This window comes from Caldimonas sp., from assembly GCF_046289365.1.
Lineage (GTDB): Bacteria > Pseudomonadota > Gammaproteobacteria > Burkholderiales > Burkholderiaceae_C > Caldimonas.
Map to the genome: position 1 here is coordinate 1 of NZ_JBKBVU010000081.1, position 13,374 is coordinate 13,374.

Annotated in this window: 11 protein-coding genes; 5 read left to right on the top strand and 6 right to left on the bottom strand. The window is 67.3% G+C overall.

The window, feature by feature from the left end:
* From phbB to phaC, 3 genes are all read right to left on the bottom strand, one after another.
* A partial coding sequence (phbB, locus tag ACK42S_RS09810; protein WP_409706359.1) for an acetoacetyl-CoA reductase occupies nt 1–666 on the bottom strand: 666 nt, incomplete at its 3' end.
* A 108-nt stretch (nt 667–774) separates the two neighbouring features.
* Nucleotides 775–1,953 carry an acetyl-CoA C-acetyltransferase gene (locus tag ACK42S_RS09815; RefSeq protein WP_409706362.1) on the bottom strand — a complete coding sequence of 393 codons (1,179 nt, stop codon included), beginning with the start codon at nt 1,951–1,953 and terminating at the stop codon, nt 775–777.
* A gap of 25 nt (nt 1,954–1,978) precedes the next feature.
* The gene (gene phaC / locus ACK42S_RS09820; protein WP_409706365.1) at nt 1,979–3,652 is read right to left on the bottom strand and encodes a class I poly(R)-hydroxyalkanoic acid synthase; all 1,674 of its coding nucleotides are present in this window, start codon (nt 3,650–3,652) and stop codon (nt 1,979–1,981) included.
* 190 nt (nt 3,653–3,842) lie between these two features.
* On the opposite strand from phaC, the gene ACK42S_RS09825 reads away from it, so the two are divergent.
* Nucleotides 3,843–4,130 carry a hypothetical protein gene (locus ACK42S_RS09825; RefSeq protein ID WP_409706368.1) on the top strand — a complete coding sequence of 96 codons (288 nt, stop codon included), beginning with the start codon at nt 3,843–3,845 and terminating at the stop codon, nt 4,128–4,130.
* On the opposite strand, the gene pgeF is transcribed toward ACK42S_RS09825, so the two are convergent.
* Genes pgeF through ACK42S_RS09840 form a run of 3 tightly spaced genes read right to left on the bottom strand, consistent with a single transcriptional unit; the run spans nt 4,062 to nt 6,175 of the window.
* The gene (pgeF, locus tag ACK42S_RS09830) at nt 4,062–4,817 is read right to left on the bottom strand and encodes a peptidoglycan editing factor PgeF (RefSeq protein WP_409706372.1); all 756 of its coding nucleotides are present in this window, start codon (nt 4,815–4,817) and stop codon (nt 4,062–4,064) included. The two genes, ACK42S_RS09825 and pgeF, sit on opposite strands and share 69 nt — an antisense overlap.
* Entirely contained in the window at nt 4,814–5,455 is a 642-nt protein-coding gene (maiA, locus tag ACK42S_RS09835; RefSeq protein ID WP_409706375.1) for a maleylacetoacetate isomerase, read from the bottom strand. The genes pgeF and maiA overlap by 4 nt, the downstream gene beginning before the upstream one ends.
* A 21-nt stretch (nt 5,456–5,476) precedes the next feature.
* Nucleotides 5,477–6,175 carry a fumarylacetoacetate hydrolase family protein gene (locus ACK42S_RS09840; protein ID WP_409706378.1) on the bottom strand — a complete coding sequence of 233 codons (699 nt, stop codon included), beginning with the start codon at nt 6,173–6,175 and terminating at the stop codon, nt 5,477–5,479.
* Nucleotides 6,176–6,257: 82 nt separating this feature from the next.
* Here ACK42S_RS09840 and ACK42S_RS09845 point away from each other — a divergent pair, with 82 nt between their 5' ends.
* From ACK42S_RS09845 to ACK42S_RS09860, 4 genes are all read left to right on the top strand, one after another.
* The gene (locus ACK42S_RS09845) at nt 6,258–6,803 is read left to right on the top strand and encodes an NUDIX hydrolase (RefSeq protein WP_409706381.1); all 546 of its coding nucleotides are present in this window, start codon (nt 6,258–6,260) and stop codon (nt 6,801–6,803) included.
* 24 nt (nt 6,804–6,827) lie between these two features.
* On the top strand, nt 6,828–9,038 hold the full coding sequence (locus ACK42S_RS09850; protein ID WP_409706384.1) for a type I secretion system permease/ATPase: 2,211 nt from the start codon (nt 6,828–6,830) through the stop codon (nt 9,036–9,038).
* Complete coding sequence (locus ACK42S_RS09855) at nt 9,035–10,405, top strand: HlyD family type I secretion periplasmic adaptor subunit (protein WP_409706387.1); 1,371 nt, start codon at nt 9,035–9,037, stop codon at nt 10,403–10,405. The genes ACK42S_RS09850 and ACK42S_RS09855 overlap by 4 nt, the downstream gene beginning before the upstream one ends.
* Before the next feature lie 295 nt (nt 10,406–10,700).
* Nucleotides 10,701–13,374: retention module-containing protein (locus ACK42S_RS09860; RefSeq protein WP_409706390.1), on the top strand; the 2,674-nt coding region annotated here is incomplete at its 3' end.

Below are 13,374 nucleotides of genomic sequence, written 5' to 3' on the forward strand. Positions count from 1 at the left end.
CCAGGCCACGATGGAGGCGATCTCCTCCGGCGTGCCCAGGCGCTTGACCGGGATGGTGGCGATGATCTTCTCGAGCACCTCGGGCTTGATCGCACGCACCATGTCCGTGCCGATGTAGCCCGGGCTCACCGTGTTGACCGTGACCCCCTTGGAGGCGAGCTCCTGTGCCAGGGCCATCGTGAAGCCATGCATGCCGGCCTTGGCGGCCGAGTAGTTGGTCTGGCCGGCCTGGCCCTTCTCGCCGTTGACCGAGGAGATCTGGATGATCCGGCCCCAGCCGCGCTCGACCATGTCGGGCACCACCTGCTTGGTGACGTTGAACATGCTGTTCAGGTTGGTGTCGATCACCGCATGCCAGTCCTCCGGTGTCATCTTGAGGAACATGCGGTCGCGGGTGATGCCGGCGTTGTTGACGAGCACATCGATCGGGCCGTGCTCGGCCTTGGCCTTGGAGAATGCCTGCACGGTCGAATCCCAGTCGGCCACATTGCCGACCGAGGCGTAGAAGGTATAGCCCTGTTCCTTTTGCTGGTCGAGCCACTTTTGGTAGTCGCGGCTGGGCCCGCAGCCAGCGATGACTTTGAACCCGCTCTTGGCCAGGCGCTGGCAGATCGCGGTGCCGATGCCGCCCATGCCGCCGGTGACGTATGCGACTTTCTGACTCATGTGATGCTCCTGATGAAGTTTATGCGGCCCGGATCCAGCGTCGACCGAAAGGCCTTGCCGGTCAACCCGTACTCTCCCTGTGCACCCGGGCCTGGACGTTGGGATTCCTCAGCGTTCGACGGTCAGTGCAACTCCCATGCCACCGCCGATGCACAGCGAAGCCAGGCCCTTGCGGGCATTGCGCCGCTGCATTTCGTGCAGCAGCGTGACCAGGATGCGGCAGCCCGAGGCGCCGATCGGGTGCCCGATCGCGATGGCTCCGCCGTTGACGTTGACCTTGCCCGTGTCCCAGCCCATTTCCTTGTGCACGGCACAGGCCTGTGCGGCGAAGGCTTCGTTGATCTCGAGCAGGTCCAGGTCGGCCGGCTTCCATCCGGCACGCTCCAGGGCCTTGCGGGCTGCGGGCACCGGCCCCATGCCCATGTAGGCCGGGTCCAGGCCGGCGCTGGCATAGGAGGCGATGCGCGCCAGCGGCTTCAGGCCGAGCTGGTCGGCCTTCTTCGCGCTCATCACGACCACGGCCGCTGCACCGTCATTGATTCCCGAGGCGTTGCCGGCCGTCACGCTACCGGACTTGTCGAAGGCCGGACGCAGACCAGCCAGGGCCTCGGCGTTGGTCTTGCGGTTGATGAACTCGTCGGCGTCGAAGACGATGGGATCCCCCTTCTTCTGGGGAATGTTCACCGCGACGATCTCGTCGCGGAACCGGCCGGCATCCTGCGCTGCGGCGGCCTTCTGCTGGGACGCCAGGGCCAAGGCGTCCTGCTCCTCGCGGCTGATGCCGTACTTCTTGGCCACGTTCTCGGCGGTGATGCCCATGTGGTACTGGTTGTAGACGTCCCACAGGCCGTCGGTGATCATCGAGTCGATCATCTTCCAGTCGCCCATGCGCTGGCCCTCGCGCGAGCCCAACAGCACGTGCGGGGCCAGGCTCATGTTCTCCTGGCCCCCGGCCACGACGATCTCGGCATCGCCGTCGCGGATGGCCTGCGCGGCCAGCATCACCGCCTTCAGGCCCGAGCCGCAAACCTTGTTGATGGTCATGGCCGGCACCGCCTGGGGAAGCCCCGCCTTGATGACGGCCTGGCGTGCCGGGTTCTGCCCACAGCCGGCCTGCAGCACCTGACCCATGATGACCTCGCTGACCTGCTCGCCCGAGATGCCGGCACGGCGCAGGGCCTCGGCGATCACGATGGCCCCGAGTTCGGCCGCCGGCGTGCGCGCCAGTGTGCCGCCGAACTTGCCCACCGCGGTGCGGGCCGCGGAAACGATGACGATGTCGCTCATGATGTTCTCCTGCTGTGAAACGGTGTCAGGCCTTGGCCTTCACATAGCGGCCAGGGGCGGGTTCGATGGGTTTGTACCGGCGGTTGCCGGGGGCGCGGGCAGCGGCGACCTGCCGGCCTGCATGGTCGGCGAGCCAGCGTGCCCAGCCGGTCCACCAGCTCCCAGGGTGTTCGGTGGCACCGGCCAGCCAGGCCTGCGGATCGGCCGGCAGCCGGGCATTGGTCCAGTGGCTGCGCTTGTTCTTGGCCGGCGGGTTGATGACGCCGGCGATGTGCCCGGAGGCTCCCAGGACGAACTGCTTCTTGCCCTTGAGCAGCCGGGTCGATGCGTATGCGCCTTGCCACGGCACGATATGGTCTTCGCGTGACGCGTAGATGAAGGCGGGAGCCTGGATGCGGCCGAAATCCACGGGCTCGCCGCAAACCGTGACCTTGCCTGGCACCGCCAGGTTGTTCTCCAGGTAGGTGTTGCGCAGGTACCAGCAGTACATCGGTCCGGGCAGGTTGGTGCTGTCGGAGTTCCAGTAAAGCAAATCGAAGGGCGGCGGGGTCTCCCCCTTGAGGTAGTTGCCCACCACATAGTTCCACACCAGGTCGTTGGGACGCAAGAAGGAGAAGGTGGCCGCCAGTTCCTGGCCCTTGAGCAGGCCTGGCCCGGTGGGGCTGCGCTGTCCGATGGTCATCTCGCGCAGCTGCACGGAGGCTTCGTCGACGAAGATGTCGAGCACACCGGTGTCGCTGAAATCGAGGAACGAGGTCAGGAGTGTCAGGCTGTGGGCCGCCTGTTCGCCGCGCGCGGCTAAGACGGCCAGCGCCGTGGCCAGGATGGTGCCGCCGATGCAAAAGCCCAGCGTGTTGATCTGCTCGCGCCCGCTCACCTCCTGCACCACGCGCATCGCGCGGATCGCGCCGTCGTCGATGTAGTCGTCCCAGGTGAGGTGCACCATGCTCTCGTCGGCATTGCGCCAGCTCACCACGAAGACACGGTGTCCCTGCTCCACCGCGTAGCGGATGAGCGAGTTGTCCGGCTGTAGGTCGAGGATGTAATACTTGTTGATGCACGGCGGCACGATCAGCAGCGGCCGTTCGTACACCTTGGCCGTCAGCGGTTTGTACTCGATGAGCTGAAAGATCTCGTTTTCGAAGATCACCGAGCCCTCGGTGGTGGCCACGTTGCGTCCCACCTCGAAAACGCTCTCGTCGGTCTGGGACAGGTGGCCCTGGCGGATGTCGGCCAGCAATTGGCGCAGACCCTGGGCGATGCTCTGGCCGCCGGTCTCGAGCGCGCGCCGCTGGGCCTCGGGGTTGAAAGCCAGGAAGTTGCTCGGCGCGGTCGCGTCGATCCACTGCTGCACCGCAAAACGCAGGCGCGCCCGGGTCTTCTCATCGGTCTGCACGCTGTCGGCAAGGTTGAGCAGGGTGCGGGCATTGAGCAGGTACACCGAGGCCAAGTAGGCCGCCATCGGGTTCTCGGACCACTCCCTGGCGGCAAAGCGCCGGTCCGCAGGCTTAAGCGCGCCGTCGCCGCCGGCGCCGATGAAGCCGTTCCACAGAGCCGTGGCTTCCTTCAGGTATTCCGCCTGCAGGGCGGACAGCCGCTCGGCCGGGACATTGAGCCGGGCCAGGGCCGCCATGGCATCACCCACGTTCTCTGCGAAGGCCTGGGCAGGGTCGTGTGCGGTGGAGGTGGGTCGCTTCATCTGCTCCTCGAGGGGTCGTCGCGTGCGGGGCCGTCGACGTCGGGGCCTCGCAGCAGGGTTGCCAATGCCGCTTTTGTACACCGGCCGCATGGCGAAACCGGACATACCGGAGCGCGCATAATTGGCGGTTGTCTTTTTGCTTGACGAATGCCAGAGGGCCCCGCCCCAGGCCGCGTCCGGATCTGCCCCCATGTCCATGTACCTCGTGGCGATTGCCTGGCTGTATGTCGCGCTGATGATGGCGGTGGCCGAAGCCTCCAGCACGCAGGGCTCGGTGCTGGGTGCGGTGGTCACCTTTCTGTTCTACGGGGTGGGTCCGGTCTCGCTGGTGATGTACCTGCTGGGCACGCCTGCGCGCAGACGGGCGCGGCGGGCTGCGCTGGCCCGTGAGCAGGCGCCCTCCCCCTCTTCAGCCGACCCAGACGAGCGCAGCCATGCGGCCCGTGCGGCCGTCGCGCCGGAACGAGAAGAACCGTGAGCTCTCCTCGACCGTACAGGCGCCTAGGGCGCTGATGCGTGTCACCCCGCAGGACGTCAGTCGGTCGCGGGCCAGGCCCGGCAGATCGGCCAGCCACTTGCCGGCTTGCGCGCCCGGGCGGAAACGGGCGGCCGCGCCGGTGTGCACCCGGCAGAAGGCCTCCCGCACCTCCGCCCCCACCTCGAAGCGTCGGGGGCCGATGCACGGTCCCAGCCAGGCCACGAGTGAGCCGGGATCGCATCCGGTGGCCTGGCACAAGGCCGCCACCGTGTTCTCGAGCACACCACCGGCCAGTCCACGCCAGCCGGCATGGGCCGCCCCGACGCCGCGGCCGCCGTCGTGGGCCAGAAGCACCGGCAGGCAGTCGGCCACCAGAATCGTGCAAGCCAAACCCGGCGTGGTGCTCACGGCTGCGTCGGCCACGACCGGGGGCTGGCCCCTGCATCCCTCGCTCAGATGCACCACATCGTGGCCATGCACCTGCTGCAGGTAGACGGGGGTGACGCCCAGGGCCTGCGCCAGCCGCTCCCGGTGGCGCCGGACCGTCGCGGGATCGTCGCCCACATGGTCGCCCAGGTTGAAGCTGTCATAGGGGGCATGGCCTTGGCCGCCCCGGCGCGTGGTCATCACGGCCCCGACACCGGGCGGAGCCGGCCACTCGGGCGTGAACCAGCTTTCCGTGCTCACGCCTGGGCGTCCGGGCAGTGAGACGGCTGGGCGGCGACGAAGGCCGGAAGCTGCATGCAATGCTCGAAGATCCGCATCACGGTGGGCACGTGGTCAAGCCGGCAGTCGAAGCGCTGTGCATTGAAGATCTGCGGCACCAACACACAGTCGGCCAGCGTCGGCTGGTCGCCATGGCAGCAGCGCCCGGTGGCCGATGAGCCGGCGAGCAGGCGTTCCACGGCCTCCAGGCCGGTCTCGACCCAGTGACGGTACCAGGCGTTCTTGGCCTCTTCGGAGACGCCGAGTTCGCGCACCAGGTAGCGCAGCACACGCAGGTTGTTCAGCGGATGGATCTCGCAGGCGATCGACTGCGCCAGCGCCCGCACGCGCGCCCGGCCGGCCGGATCGGCGGGCAACAGCGGCGGCGCGGGATGGGTTTCGTCCAGATACTCGATGATGGCCATCGACTGGGACAGGGTCAACGCCCCGTCCTGCAACACCGGCACCAGCCGCTCGGCCGACACCTCGGCGAACGGCGGCGAGAGCTGCTCGTTCTTGACGAGGTGGACGGGCACGTAGTCGTAGCGCAGGCCCTTGAGTTCGAGAGCGATGCGTACGCGAAACGACGCGGAGGAACGGAAGTAGTTGTACAGCTTCATGACGGGTTTGGCACCGGACACTCACTCGATGATGCGCACCTGCAACTCGGGCAGACCTTCGATGCGGCCCACCAGCAGATCGCCGGGAACGACCGCCCCGACGCCTTCGGGCGTGCCGGTGAAGATCAGGTCTCCAGGGGCCAGAGTCCAGGCGCTGGACAAATGCTCGATGACTTCGGCCACGCTCCAGATGAGCTTGCTGGTGCGGCTGGATTGACGCACCTGCCCGTTGACGCGCAGCTCGATGACGGCATCCAATACCCCCGGCGCCTGATCCGCCGGCACGATGGGCCCGATGGGGGCGGATTCCTCAAAGCCCTTGCCGATGCACCAGGGACGCCCCTGCTTCTTCATCTCGTTTTGCAGGTCGCGCCGTGTCATGTCGAGGCCGGCGGCATAGCCCCAGACGTGCGACAGGGCCTGCGCCGCGGGAATGTGGCGACCGCCCCGGCCGATGGCCACGACCAGTTCCATCTCGTGATGCAGGTTGCGCGTCAGACCGGGATAGTGCATTTGGCCCACCTCACCGGCGCGCACCGGCAGCACGGCGTCGGCGGGTTTGAGGAAGAAGAACGGCGCCTCGCGCCCTGTGTGCCCCATCTCGATGGCGTGCTCGACGTAGTTGCGGCCCACGCAGTAGATGCGGTGCACGGGAAAGGTGTCGGCCGAGCCGGCCACGGGGACACGCGCGATGGCCGGGGTGGCGATGACGTCGCTCAAGGGAAACTCCGCAGGACAAGGTGCGGGGATGCTACACCGGTGCGGGCCGTCGCGGGTACAGGGGCGCGCTACACTGCCGCCCATGCTCCATGCCCGCCAGATCAAGCACTGCAGAGCCTGTGGCACCGCGGTCGAGTACCTCGTCCCTGCCGACGACAATCGCGAGCGTGCCGTCTGCCCGGCCTGCGGGACCGTGCATTACGTCAACCCGCTGAACGTGGTGGGCACGATCCCGGTCTGGGGCGACCAGGTGCTGCTGTGCCGCCGCAACATCGAACCGCGCTACGGACTGTGGACCTTGCCCGCCGGCTTCATGGAGCTGGGCGAGACCACCGAGCAGGGCGCCTTGCGCGAGACCGACGAGGAGGCCGGCGCCCATGTGGCGCTGGAGGGCCTGTTCTCGGTGCTCAACGTGGTGCGGGTCGGGCAGGTGCACCTGTTTTACCGGGCCCGCCTGCTCGACACCGATTTCCATCCGGGCCCCGAGACGATCGAGGTACGCTTGTTCACGGAGCACGAGATTCCCTGGGACGAACTGGCGTTTCGTACGGTGCGCGAGACCCTGCGGCGCTATTTCGAGGACCGCCGGCGGGGTCAGTTCCGCGTCCACACGGCCGATATCACCTGAAGCCCGCTGCCACAGCCCCTGCGCATGACCGTCACGCCCGCCTCCACCACCGCCCAAGCCTCGCCGGCCTCCCCCGGACCGGCCGCCGAGCGGGCAGCCCGCCTGCGCGAGGACCTGGTCCATGCCGACCCCCTGCTGGACTGCCTGATCGAGGTGTGCCGCCTGCACGGCCAGTCGGCCACCCGCGCCAGCCTGTCGGCCGGATTGCCGCTGGTCTCAGGCCGGCTGACGCTGGCCCTGGCCGAACGCGCCGCCGCCCGGGCCGGCATGGCCTGCAAGCTGCAACGCCGCTCGCTGGACGACATCGATCCCGCACTGCTGCCAGTGATCGCGCTGCTCAAGGGCGACGAGGTCTGTGTGCTGCTGGGCTGGGATGAGGGCAGAGAACACGCCCGGGTGCTGCTGCCCGAATCGGGCCAGGGCGCGGTCAGCTTCACGCGCGCGGAACTTGCCGAGCGCTACAGCGGACTGGCGCTGTTCGTGCGGCCGCACTTCCGCTTCGACGAGCGCACGCCGCCGATCCGCCCGCCGCGTTCGCGCCATTGGTTCTGGGGGGCCGTACTGGAGCAGCGCTTCGTCTATCGCGATGTCCTGTGGGCCGCGTTGCTGATCAACCTCTTCGCCCTGGTCTTCCCGCTGTTCGCGATGAACGTGTACGACCGCGTCGTGCCGAACCACGCCGTCGAAACCCTGTGGGCCCTGGCCATCGGCGTGGTGCTGGTGATTGGCGCCGACCTGCTCATGCGCACCCTGCGCGGGCGCTTCATCGACGAGGCCAGTGCGCGCATCGACGTGCAGATCTCGGCTTCGCTGATGGAGCGGGTGCTGGGCCTGCGGATGGAGCACCGGCCCGAATCCGTCGGCTCCCTGGCTGCCAACCTGCGCAGCTTCGAGCAGGTGCGCGACTTCATCGCCTCGTCCACCGTCACGGCCCTGATCGACCTGCCCTTTGCCATTCTTTTTCTCGGACTCATCGCCTGGATCTCGCCGTGGCTGGTGCTGCCGGTGCTGCTGGCCTTCGGCGGCGTGCTGCTGCTCGGCGTGGTGCTGCAGGGGCGACTGCATGCCCTGGCCGAGCAGACTTACCGCGCCAGCGCCATGCGCAATGCCACGCTCGTGGAAAGCCTGACGGGTCTGGAGACGATCAAGACCCAAGGCGCTGAGAGTGTGATTCAGAGCCGCTGGGAGCGCGCGAACCAGTACCTGGCCGGACTGAACGTGCGCATGCGCCGGCTGTCGGCCGGCGCCCTGCACGGCACGGCCAGTGTGCAACAGCTGGTTTCGGTGCTGGTCATCCTCGTCGGCGTGTACCTGATCGGCGAGCGCGAGCTGACCATGGGCGGACTGATCGCCTGCACGATGCTGGCCTCGCGCGCCCTGGGTCCGGCCGGCCAGATCGTGGGGCTGCTCATGCAATACCAGGGCGCACGCACCGCGCTGGAGTCGCTCAACAAGATCATGGCCCAGCCGGTGGAGCGTCCGGCCGGCGCCCATTATGTGCAGCGCAGGGAGTTCAAGGGCGAGATCGAGTTCCGCGACGTGCACTTCGCCTACCCCAACCGGCAGGACCGTGCGCTGGACGGCGTGAGCTTCAAGATCGCCCCGGGCGATCGTGTGGCCCTGATCGGGCGCGTGGGCTCGGGCAAGTCCACCATCGAAAAGCTCATCCTCGGCCTGTACCGCCCCGAGCAGGGCGCCGTCTTGCTCGACGGTATCGACGTGCGGCAGCTCGACCCGGCCGACGTGCGGCGCAACGTGGCCTACGTCTCCCAGGACGTCACTCTGTTCTACGGGACATTGCGCGAGAACATCACCCTGGGCCTGCCCTATGCCGACGACTCCACCTTGCTGGCCGCGGCCGAGGTCGCCGGGTTGCTGGAGTTCGTCAACCGCCACCCGCTGGGCTTCGACATGATGGTCGGCGAGCGTGGTGAATCCCTCTCCGGCGGCCAGCGCCAGGCGGTGGGCATCGCCCGGGCGGTGTTGCACAACTCGCCGGTGCTGTTGCTGGATGAGCCCACCAGCGCGATGGACTTCTCCAGCGAAGCCCACATCAACGCGCAGATCAGCCGTTTCGCCCAGGGCAAGACGGTGGTGTTGGTGACGCATCGTACGTCCCTGCTCTCGCTGGTCAACCGGGTGATCGTGGTGGATGCGGGCAAGGTGGTGGCCGACGGGCCGCGCGATCGCATCCTCGAGGCGCTGTCCACCGGCAAGATTGCGAGGGCCGCATGATCCGGCGCTGGTGGACCCTGTGGCGCAGCGCGGGCCAGTCGACCGAGACCGCAGCGCCGGCGCGCCCCTTCCAGGGATTCGAATTCGAAGCCGAAGAGGTCATGAGCCGACGGGCCACGCACCGTGCCCAGCGCATCGTGCGCGTGGCGGTGGTGATCACCGTGGTGCTGGTGGCCTGGGCCGCGGTGGCACGCGTGGACGAGATCACACGCGGCGAAGGCCGGGTCATCCCTTCACGGCAACTCCAAGTGGTGCAGTCGCTCGACGGCGGGGTGGTGGCCGAGATCCTGGTGCGCGAAGGCCAGGTGGTGGAGCCCGGCCAGCTCCTGCTGCGTATCGACGAGACCCGGGCCGTGTCCGGCGTGAACGAAAGCCGAGCCCAGGCCTTTGCCCTGCGCACGCGGGAAGCCCGGCTGCGCTCGATCGCCGAAGGGGTGCCGTTTTTGCCGCCCAGCCCGTCGGCGGGCAATGCTGAGGAAGCCCGCATCGTCGAAGAGGAACGACGTCTGCTCGAATCCCGTCAGGCCGAGCTGCGCAACTTGCTGTCGATCAACCAGCAGCAGTTGCTGCAGCGTCAGCAGGAACTGGCTGAAATGCGCGCGCGCCGCGTCTCGGCCCAGCAAGCCCTCGATCTGGCCCAGCAGGAACTGAACAAGACCCGCCCGCTGCTGGCTTCGGGGGCCGTCTCCGAGGTCGACGTGCTGCGGCTGGAACGCGACGTGGCCCGGCTGCGCGGCGAGACCGAGCAGGCCACCGCCCAGATCGCCCGCGTCCAGGCGGCCATCGGCGAAGCCCAGCGCAAGATCCAGGAAACGGAAATGACCTTCCGCAACGAGGCCCGCAAGGAACTGTCGGAGGTGCTGGGCACGTTGGCCGCGCTCAACGAAAGCACGGTGGCGCTGGCCGATCGGGTGGACAAGACGGCCGTGCGCTCGCCGGTGCGCGGCACTGTGCAGCGGCTGCTGGCCAACACCGTCGGCGGCGTGATCCAGCCCGGACGCGACATTGTCGAGATCGTGCCGCTGGACGACGCCCTGCTGCTCGAAGCACGCATCCTGCCCAAGGACATTGCCTTCATCCGGCCGGGTCAGGAGGCCATCGTGAAGTTCACGGCCTACGACTTCGCCATCTACGGTGGCCTGAGCGCCAAGGTCGAGAACATCAGTCCGGACACCGTCGTGGACGAACGCGGCAACGCCTACTACGTGATCAGGGTGCGCACCGACCGCCCCTCCCTCGGCGAGCACCTGCCCATCATCCCGGGCATGACCGCCGAGGTCGATATCCTGACCGGCAACAAGACCGTGCTCGACTACCTGCTCAAGCCCATCCTGAGAGCCAAATCGGTGGCACTGACCGAACGCTGAAGAAGCGACGTCACGTCGGCGGCGAACGCTCGTTCAGACCGTCTCTTGCGTGATCTTCATCACGAAAAGCTTCCGATTCCGGCTGTTTCTGCACGAGCGCCTCGTCCAGGGCAACCGAACGAAACCGTCCTGGTCGATCGGCGTGCAACAAATCGCTGAAAACCGCCCCCTTTTGTGGGCTTTGTCACACATCACTCGGTCCAATAAGCCCCATTGAGCTCAGGGCCCTCGGTATCCTGAAGTCACAACAAACAATCGTCACCAACTGCAACAACGACTGAGAGGATTGATCGAGATGGCCACTGCGACTGCTCCCGTGATCGGAACTGTGTCCTCCATCGTTGGACAGGCCTTCGCCCGTGATCCGTCGGGACGGTTGCGTCCCTTGAAAGTGGGCGATGTCCTGCGGGAGGGCGAGGTCCTGGTGCTGGCCGAAGGTGCCCACGTGGAGCTGGAGGATGCCTCGGGCGCCCTGTTCGTTCCGCGCACCGCAGAAATCCTCGAATCCGGTGTCTCGCAACCCGCAGCTGCCGCCACGCGGTCGCCGGCCGGTGGCAGCGAAGAGATCGACCGGGTCATCCAGTCGCTGGAACCGGGGAGTGCTAACGACGAGGACGCCCCGGCCGCAGGTCTGAACGCCGATGCGGCCGGCAGCGAGGGCCTGCCACCCGGACTGCGGGTAGAACGTGTGGCCGAGACGGTCGAAGGCCAGCGCCTCAGTCTCCCCGCCTCGCCCCAGGAAAGCAGTGGTGCCGAGCCTGAGTCAACGCAGCGACCGGTTGTGGCGTCAGTGCGCCCTGCACCAGAGGGCGACACTGAAGCGCCGACGGTCACCATCATGCCGGGCCACAGCCTGCTGCCCTCGGGCGGATCGACCTCCATCACTTTCGAGTTCAGCGAACCTGTCTCCGGCCTGACCGTCGATGCCATCCTCACCACAGGCGGCATCCTGAGCAACCTCGTCCAGACCGGCCCTAGCACCTGGACCGCGACCTTCACCCAAGCAGGCACCGAGGCGCCGAGCATTTCCATCGTCGGTGGCAGCTACACCGATCTGGCTGGCAACGCCGGTGCCGGGGCTTCGCTGGCCATGACCGCCGACACTGCCGCCCCCACCCTCACGATCACCGCGGCTGACACCTTGCTGGCCGCTGGTGAGTCCACGACGGTGACCTTCAGCTTCAGTGAGCCGGTGACCGGCTTTGACGCTTCGGACATCACGGTCACGGGCGGTACGCTCTCCGGTCTGACCCAGACTGGGCCCTCGACCTGGACGGCCACTTTCACGCAGTCGGGCACCGATGCTCCGAGCATTGCGGTTGGCGCGGGCAGCTACACCGATGTCTCGGGCAACGCAGGTACAGGCGCCTCGCTGGCCATGACCGCCGACACTGGCGCGCCCACGCTGTCCATCACCGCGGCTGACACCTTGCTGGCCGCCGGTGAGTCCACCACCGTCACCTTCACGTTCTCGGAAGCCGTCAGCGGGTTTGACGTATCTGATATCACGGTCACGGGCGGCACGCTCTCGGGTCTGACCACGAGCGACAACATCACCTGGACGGCCACCTTCACGCAATCGGGCACCGATGCGCCGAGCATCGCTGTGGCCGGTGGCAGCTACACCGATGTCGCGGGCAACGCTGGCACAGGCGCCTCGCTGGCCATGACGGCCGACACCGCCGCACCCACGCTGTCCATCACCGCGGCTGACACCTTGCTGGCCGCCGGTGAGTCCACCACCGTCACCTTCACGTTCTCGGAAGCCGTCAGCGGGTTTGACGTATCTGATATCACGGTCACGGGCGGCACGCTCTTGGGTCTGACCACGAGCGACAACATCACCTGGACGGCCACCTTCACGCAGTCGGGCACGGATGCCCCGAGCATTGCCGTCGGTACCGGCTCCTACACCGATCTGGCTGGCAATGCCGGTGCCGGAGCTTCGCTGACGCTCTCCGCCGACACCGCTGCACCCACGCTCACGATCACTGCGGCCGACACCTTGCTGGCCGCTGGTGAGTCCACGACGGTGACCTTCAGCTTCAGTGAGCCGGTGACCGGCTTTGACGCTTCAGACATTACTGTCACGGGCGGTTCGATTTCCGGCCTGACCCAAACTGGGCCCTCGACCTGGACCGCCACCTTCACGCAATCGGGTACGGATACGCCCAGCATTGCCGTCGGTACCGGCTCGTACACCGATCTGGCTGGCAATGCCGGTGCCGGGGCTTCGCTGGCGCTCTCGGCCGACACCGCTGCACCCACGCTCACGATCACTGCGGCCGACACCTTGCTGGCCGCTGGTGAGTCCACGACGGTGACCTTCAGCTTCAGTGAGCCGGTGACCGGCTTTGACGCTTCGGACATCACGGTCACGGGCGGTACGCTCTCCGGTCTGACCCAGACTGGGCCCTCGACCTGGACGGCCACTTTCACGCAGTCGGGCACCGATGCTCCGAGCATTGCGGTTGGCGCGGGCAGCTACACCGATGTCTCGGGCAACGCAGGTACAGGCGCCTCGCTGGCCATGACCGCCGACACTGGCGCGCCCACGCTGTCCATCACCGCGGCTGACACCTTGCTGGCCGCCGGTGAGTCCACCACCGTCACCTTCACGTTCTCGGAAGCCGTCAGCGGGTTTGACGTATCTGATATCACGGTCACGGGCGGCACGCTCTCGGGTCTGACCACGAGCGACAACATCACCTGGACGGCCACCTTCACGCAATCGGGCACCGATGCGCCGAGCATCGCTGTGGCCGGTGGCAGCTACACCGATGTCGCGGGCAACGCTGGCACAGGCGCCTCGCTGGCCATGACGGCCGACACCGCCGCACCCACGCTGTCCATCACCGCGGCTGACACCTTGCTGGCCGCCGGTGAGTCCACCACCGTCACCTTCACGTTCTCGGAAGCCGTCAGCGGGTTTGACGTATCTGATATCACGGTCACGGGCGGCACGCTCT

Excerpts from the sequence above, each read along its gene's own strand:
- ACK42S_RS09815 (WP_409706362.1), bottom strand. The coding sequence starts at position 1,953 with ATGAGCGACATCGTCATCGTTTCCGCGGCCCGCACCGCGGTGGGCAAG.
- phaC (WP_409706365.1), bottom strand. The coding sequence starts at position 3,652 with ATGAAGCGACCCACCTCCACCGCACACGACCCTGCCCAGGCCTTCGCA.
- ACK42S_RS09825 (WP_409706368.1), top strand. The coding sequence starts at position 3,843 with ATGTCCATGTACCTCGTGGCGATTGCCTGGCTGTATGTCGCGCTGATG.
- maiA (WP_409706375.1), bottom strand. The coding sequence starts at position 5,455 with ATGAAGCTGTACAACTACTTCCGTTCCTCCGCGTCGTTTCGCGTACGC.
- ACK42S_RS09845 (WP_409706381.1), top strand. The coding sequence starts at position 6,258 with ATGCTCCATGCCCGCCAGATCAAGCACTGCAGAGCCTGTGGCACCGCG.
- ACK42S_RS09850 (WP_409706384.1), top strand. The coding sequence starts at position 6,828 with ATGACCGTCACGCCCGCCTCCACCACCGCCCAAGCCTCGCCGGCCTCC.
- ACK42S_RS09855 (WP_409706387.1), top strand. The coding sequence starts at position 9,035 with ATGATCCGGCGCTGGTGGACCCTGTGGCGCAGCGCGGGCCAGTCGACC.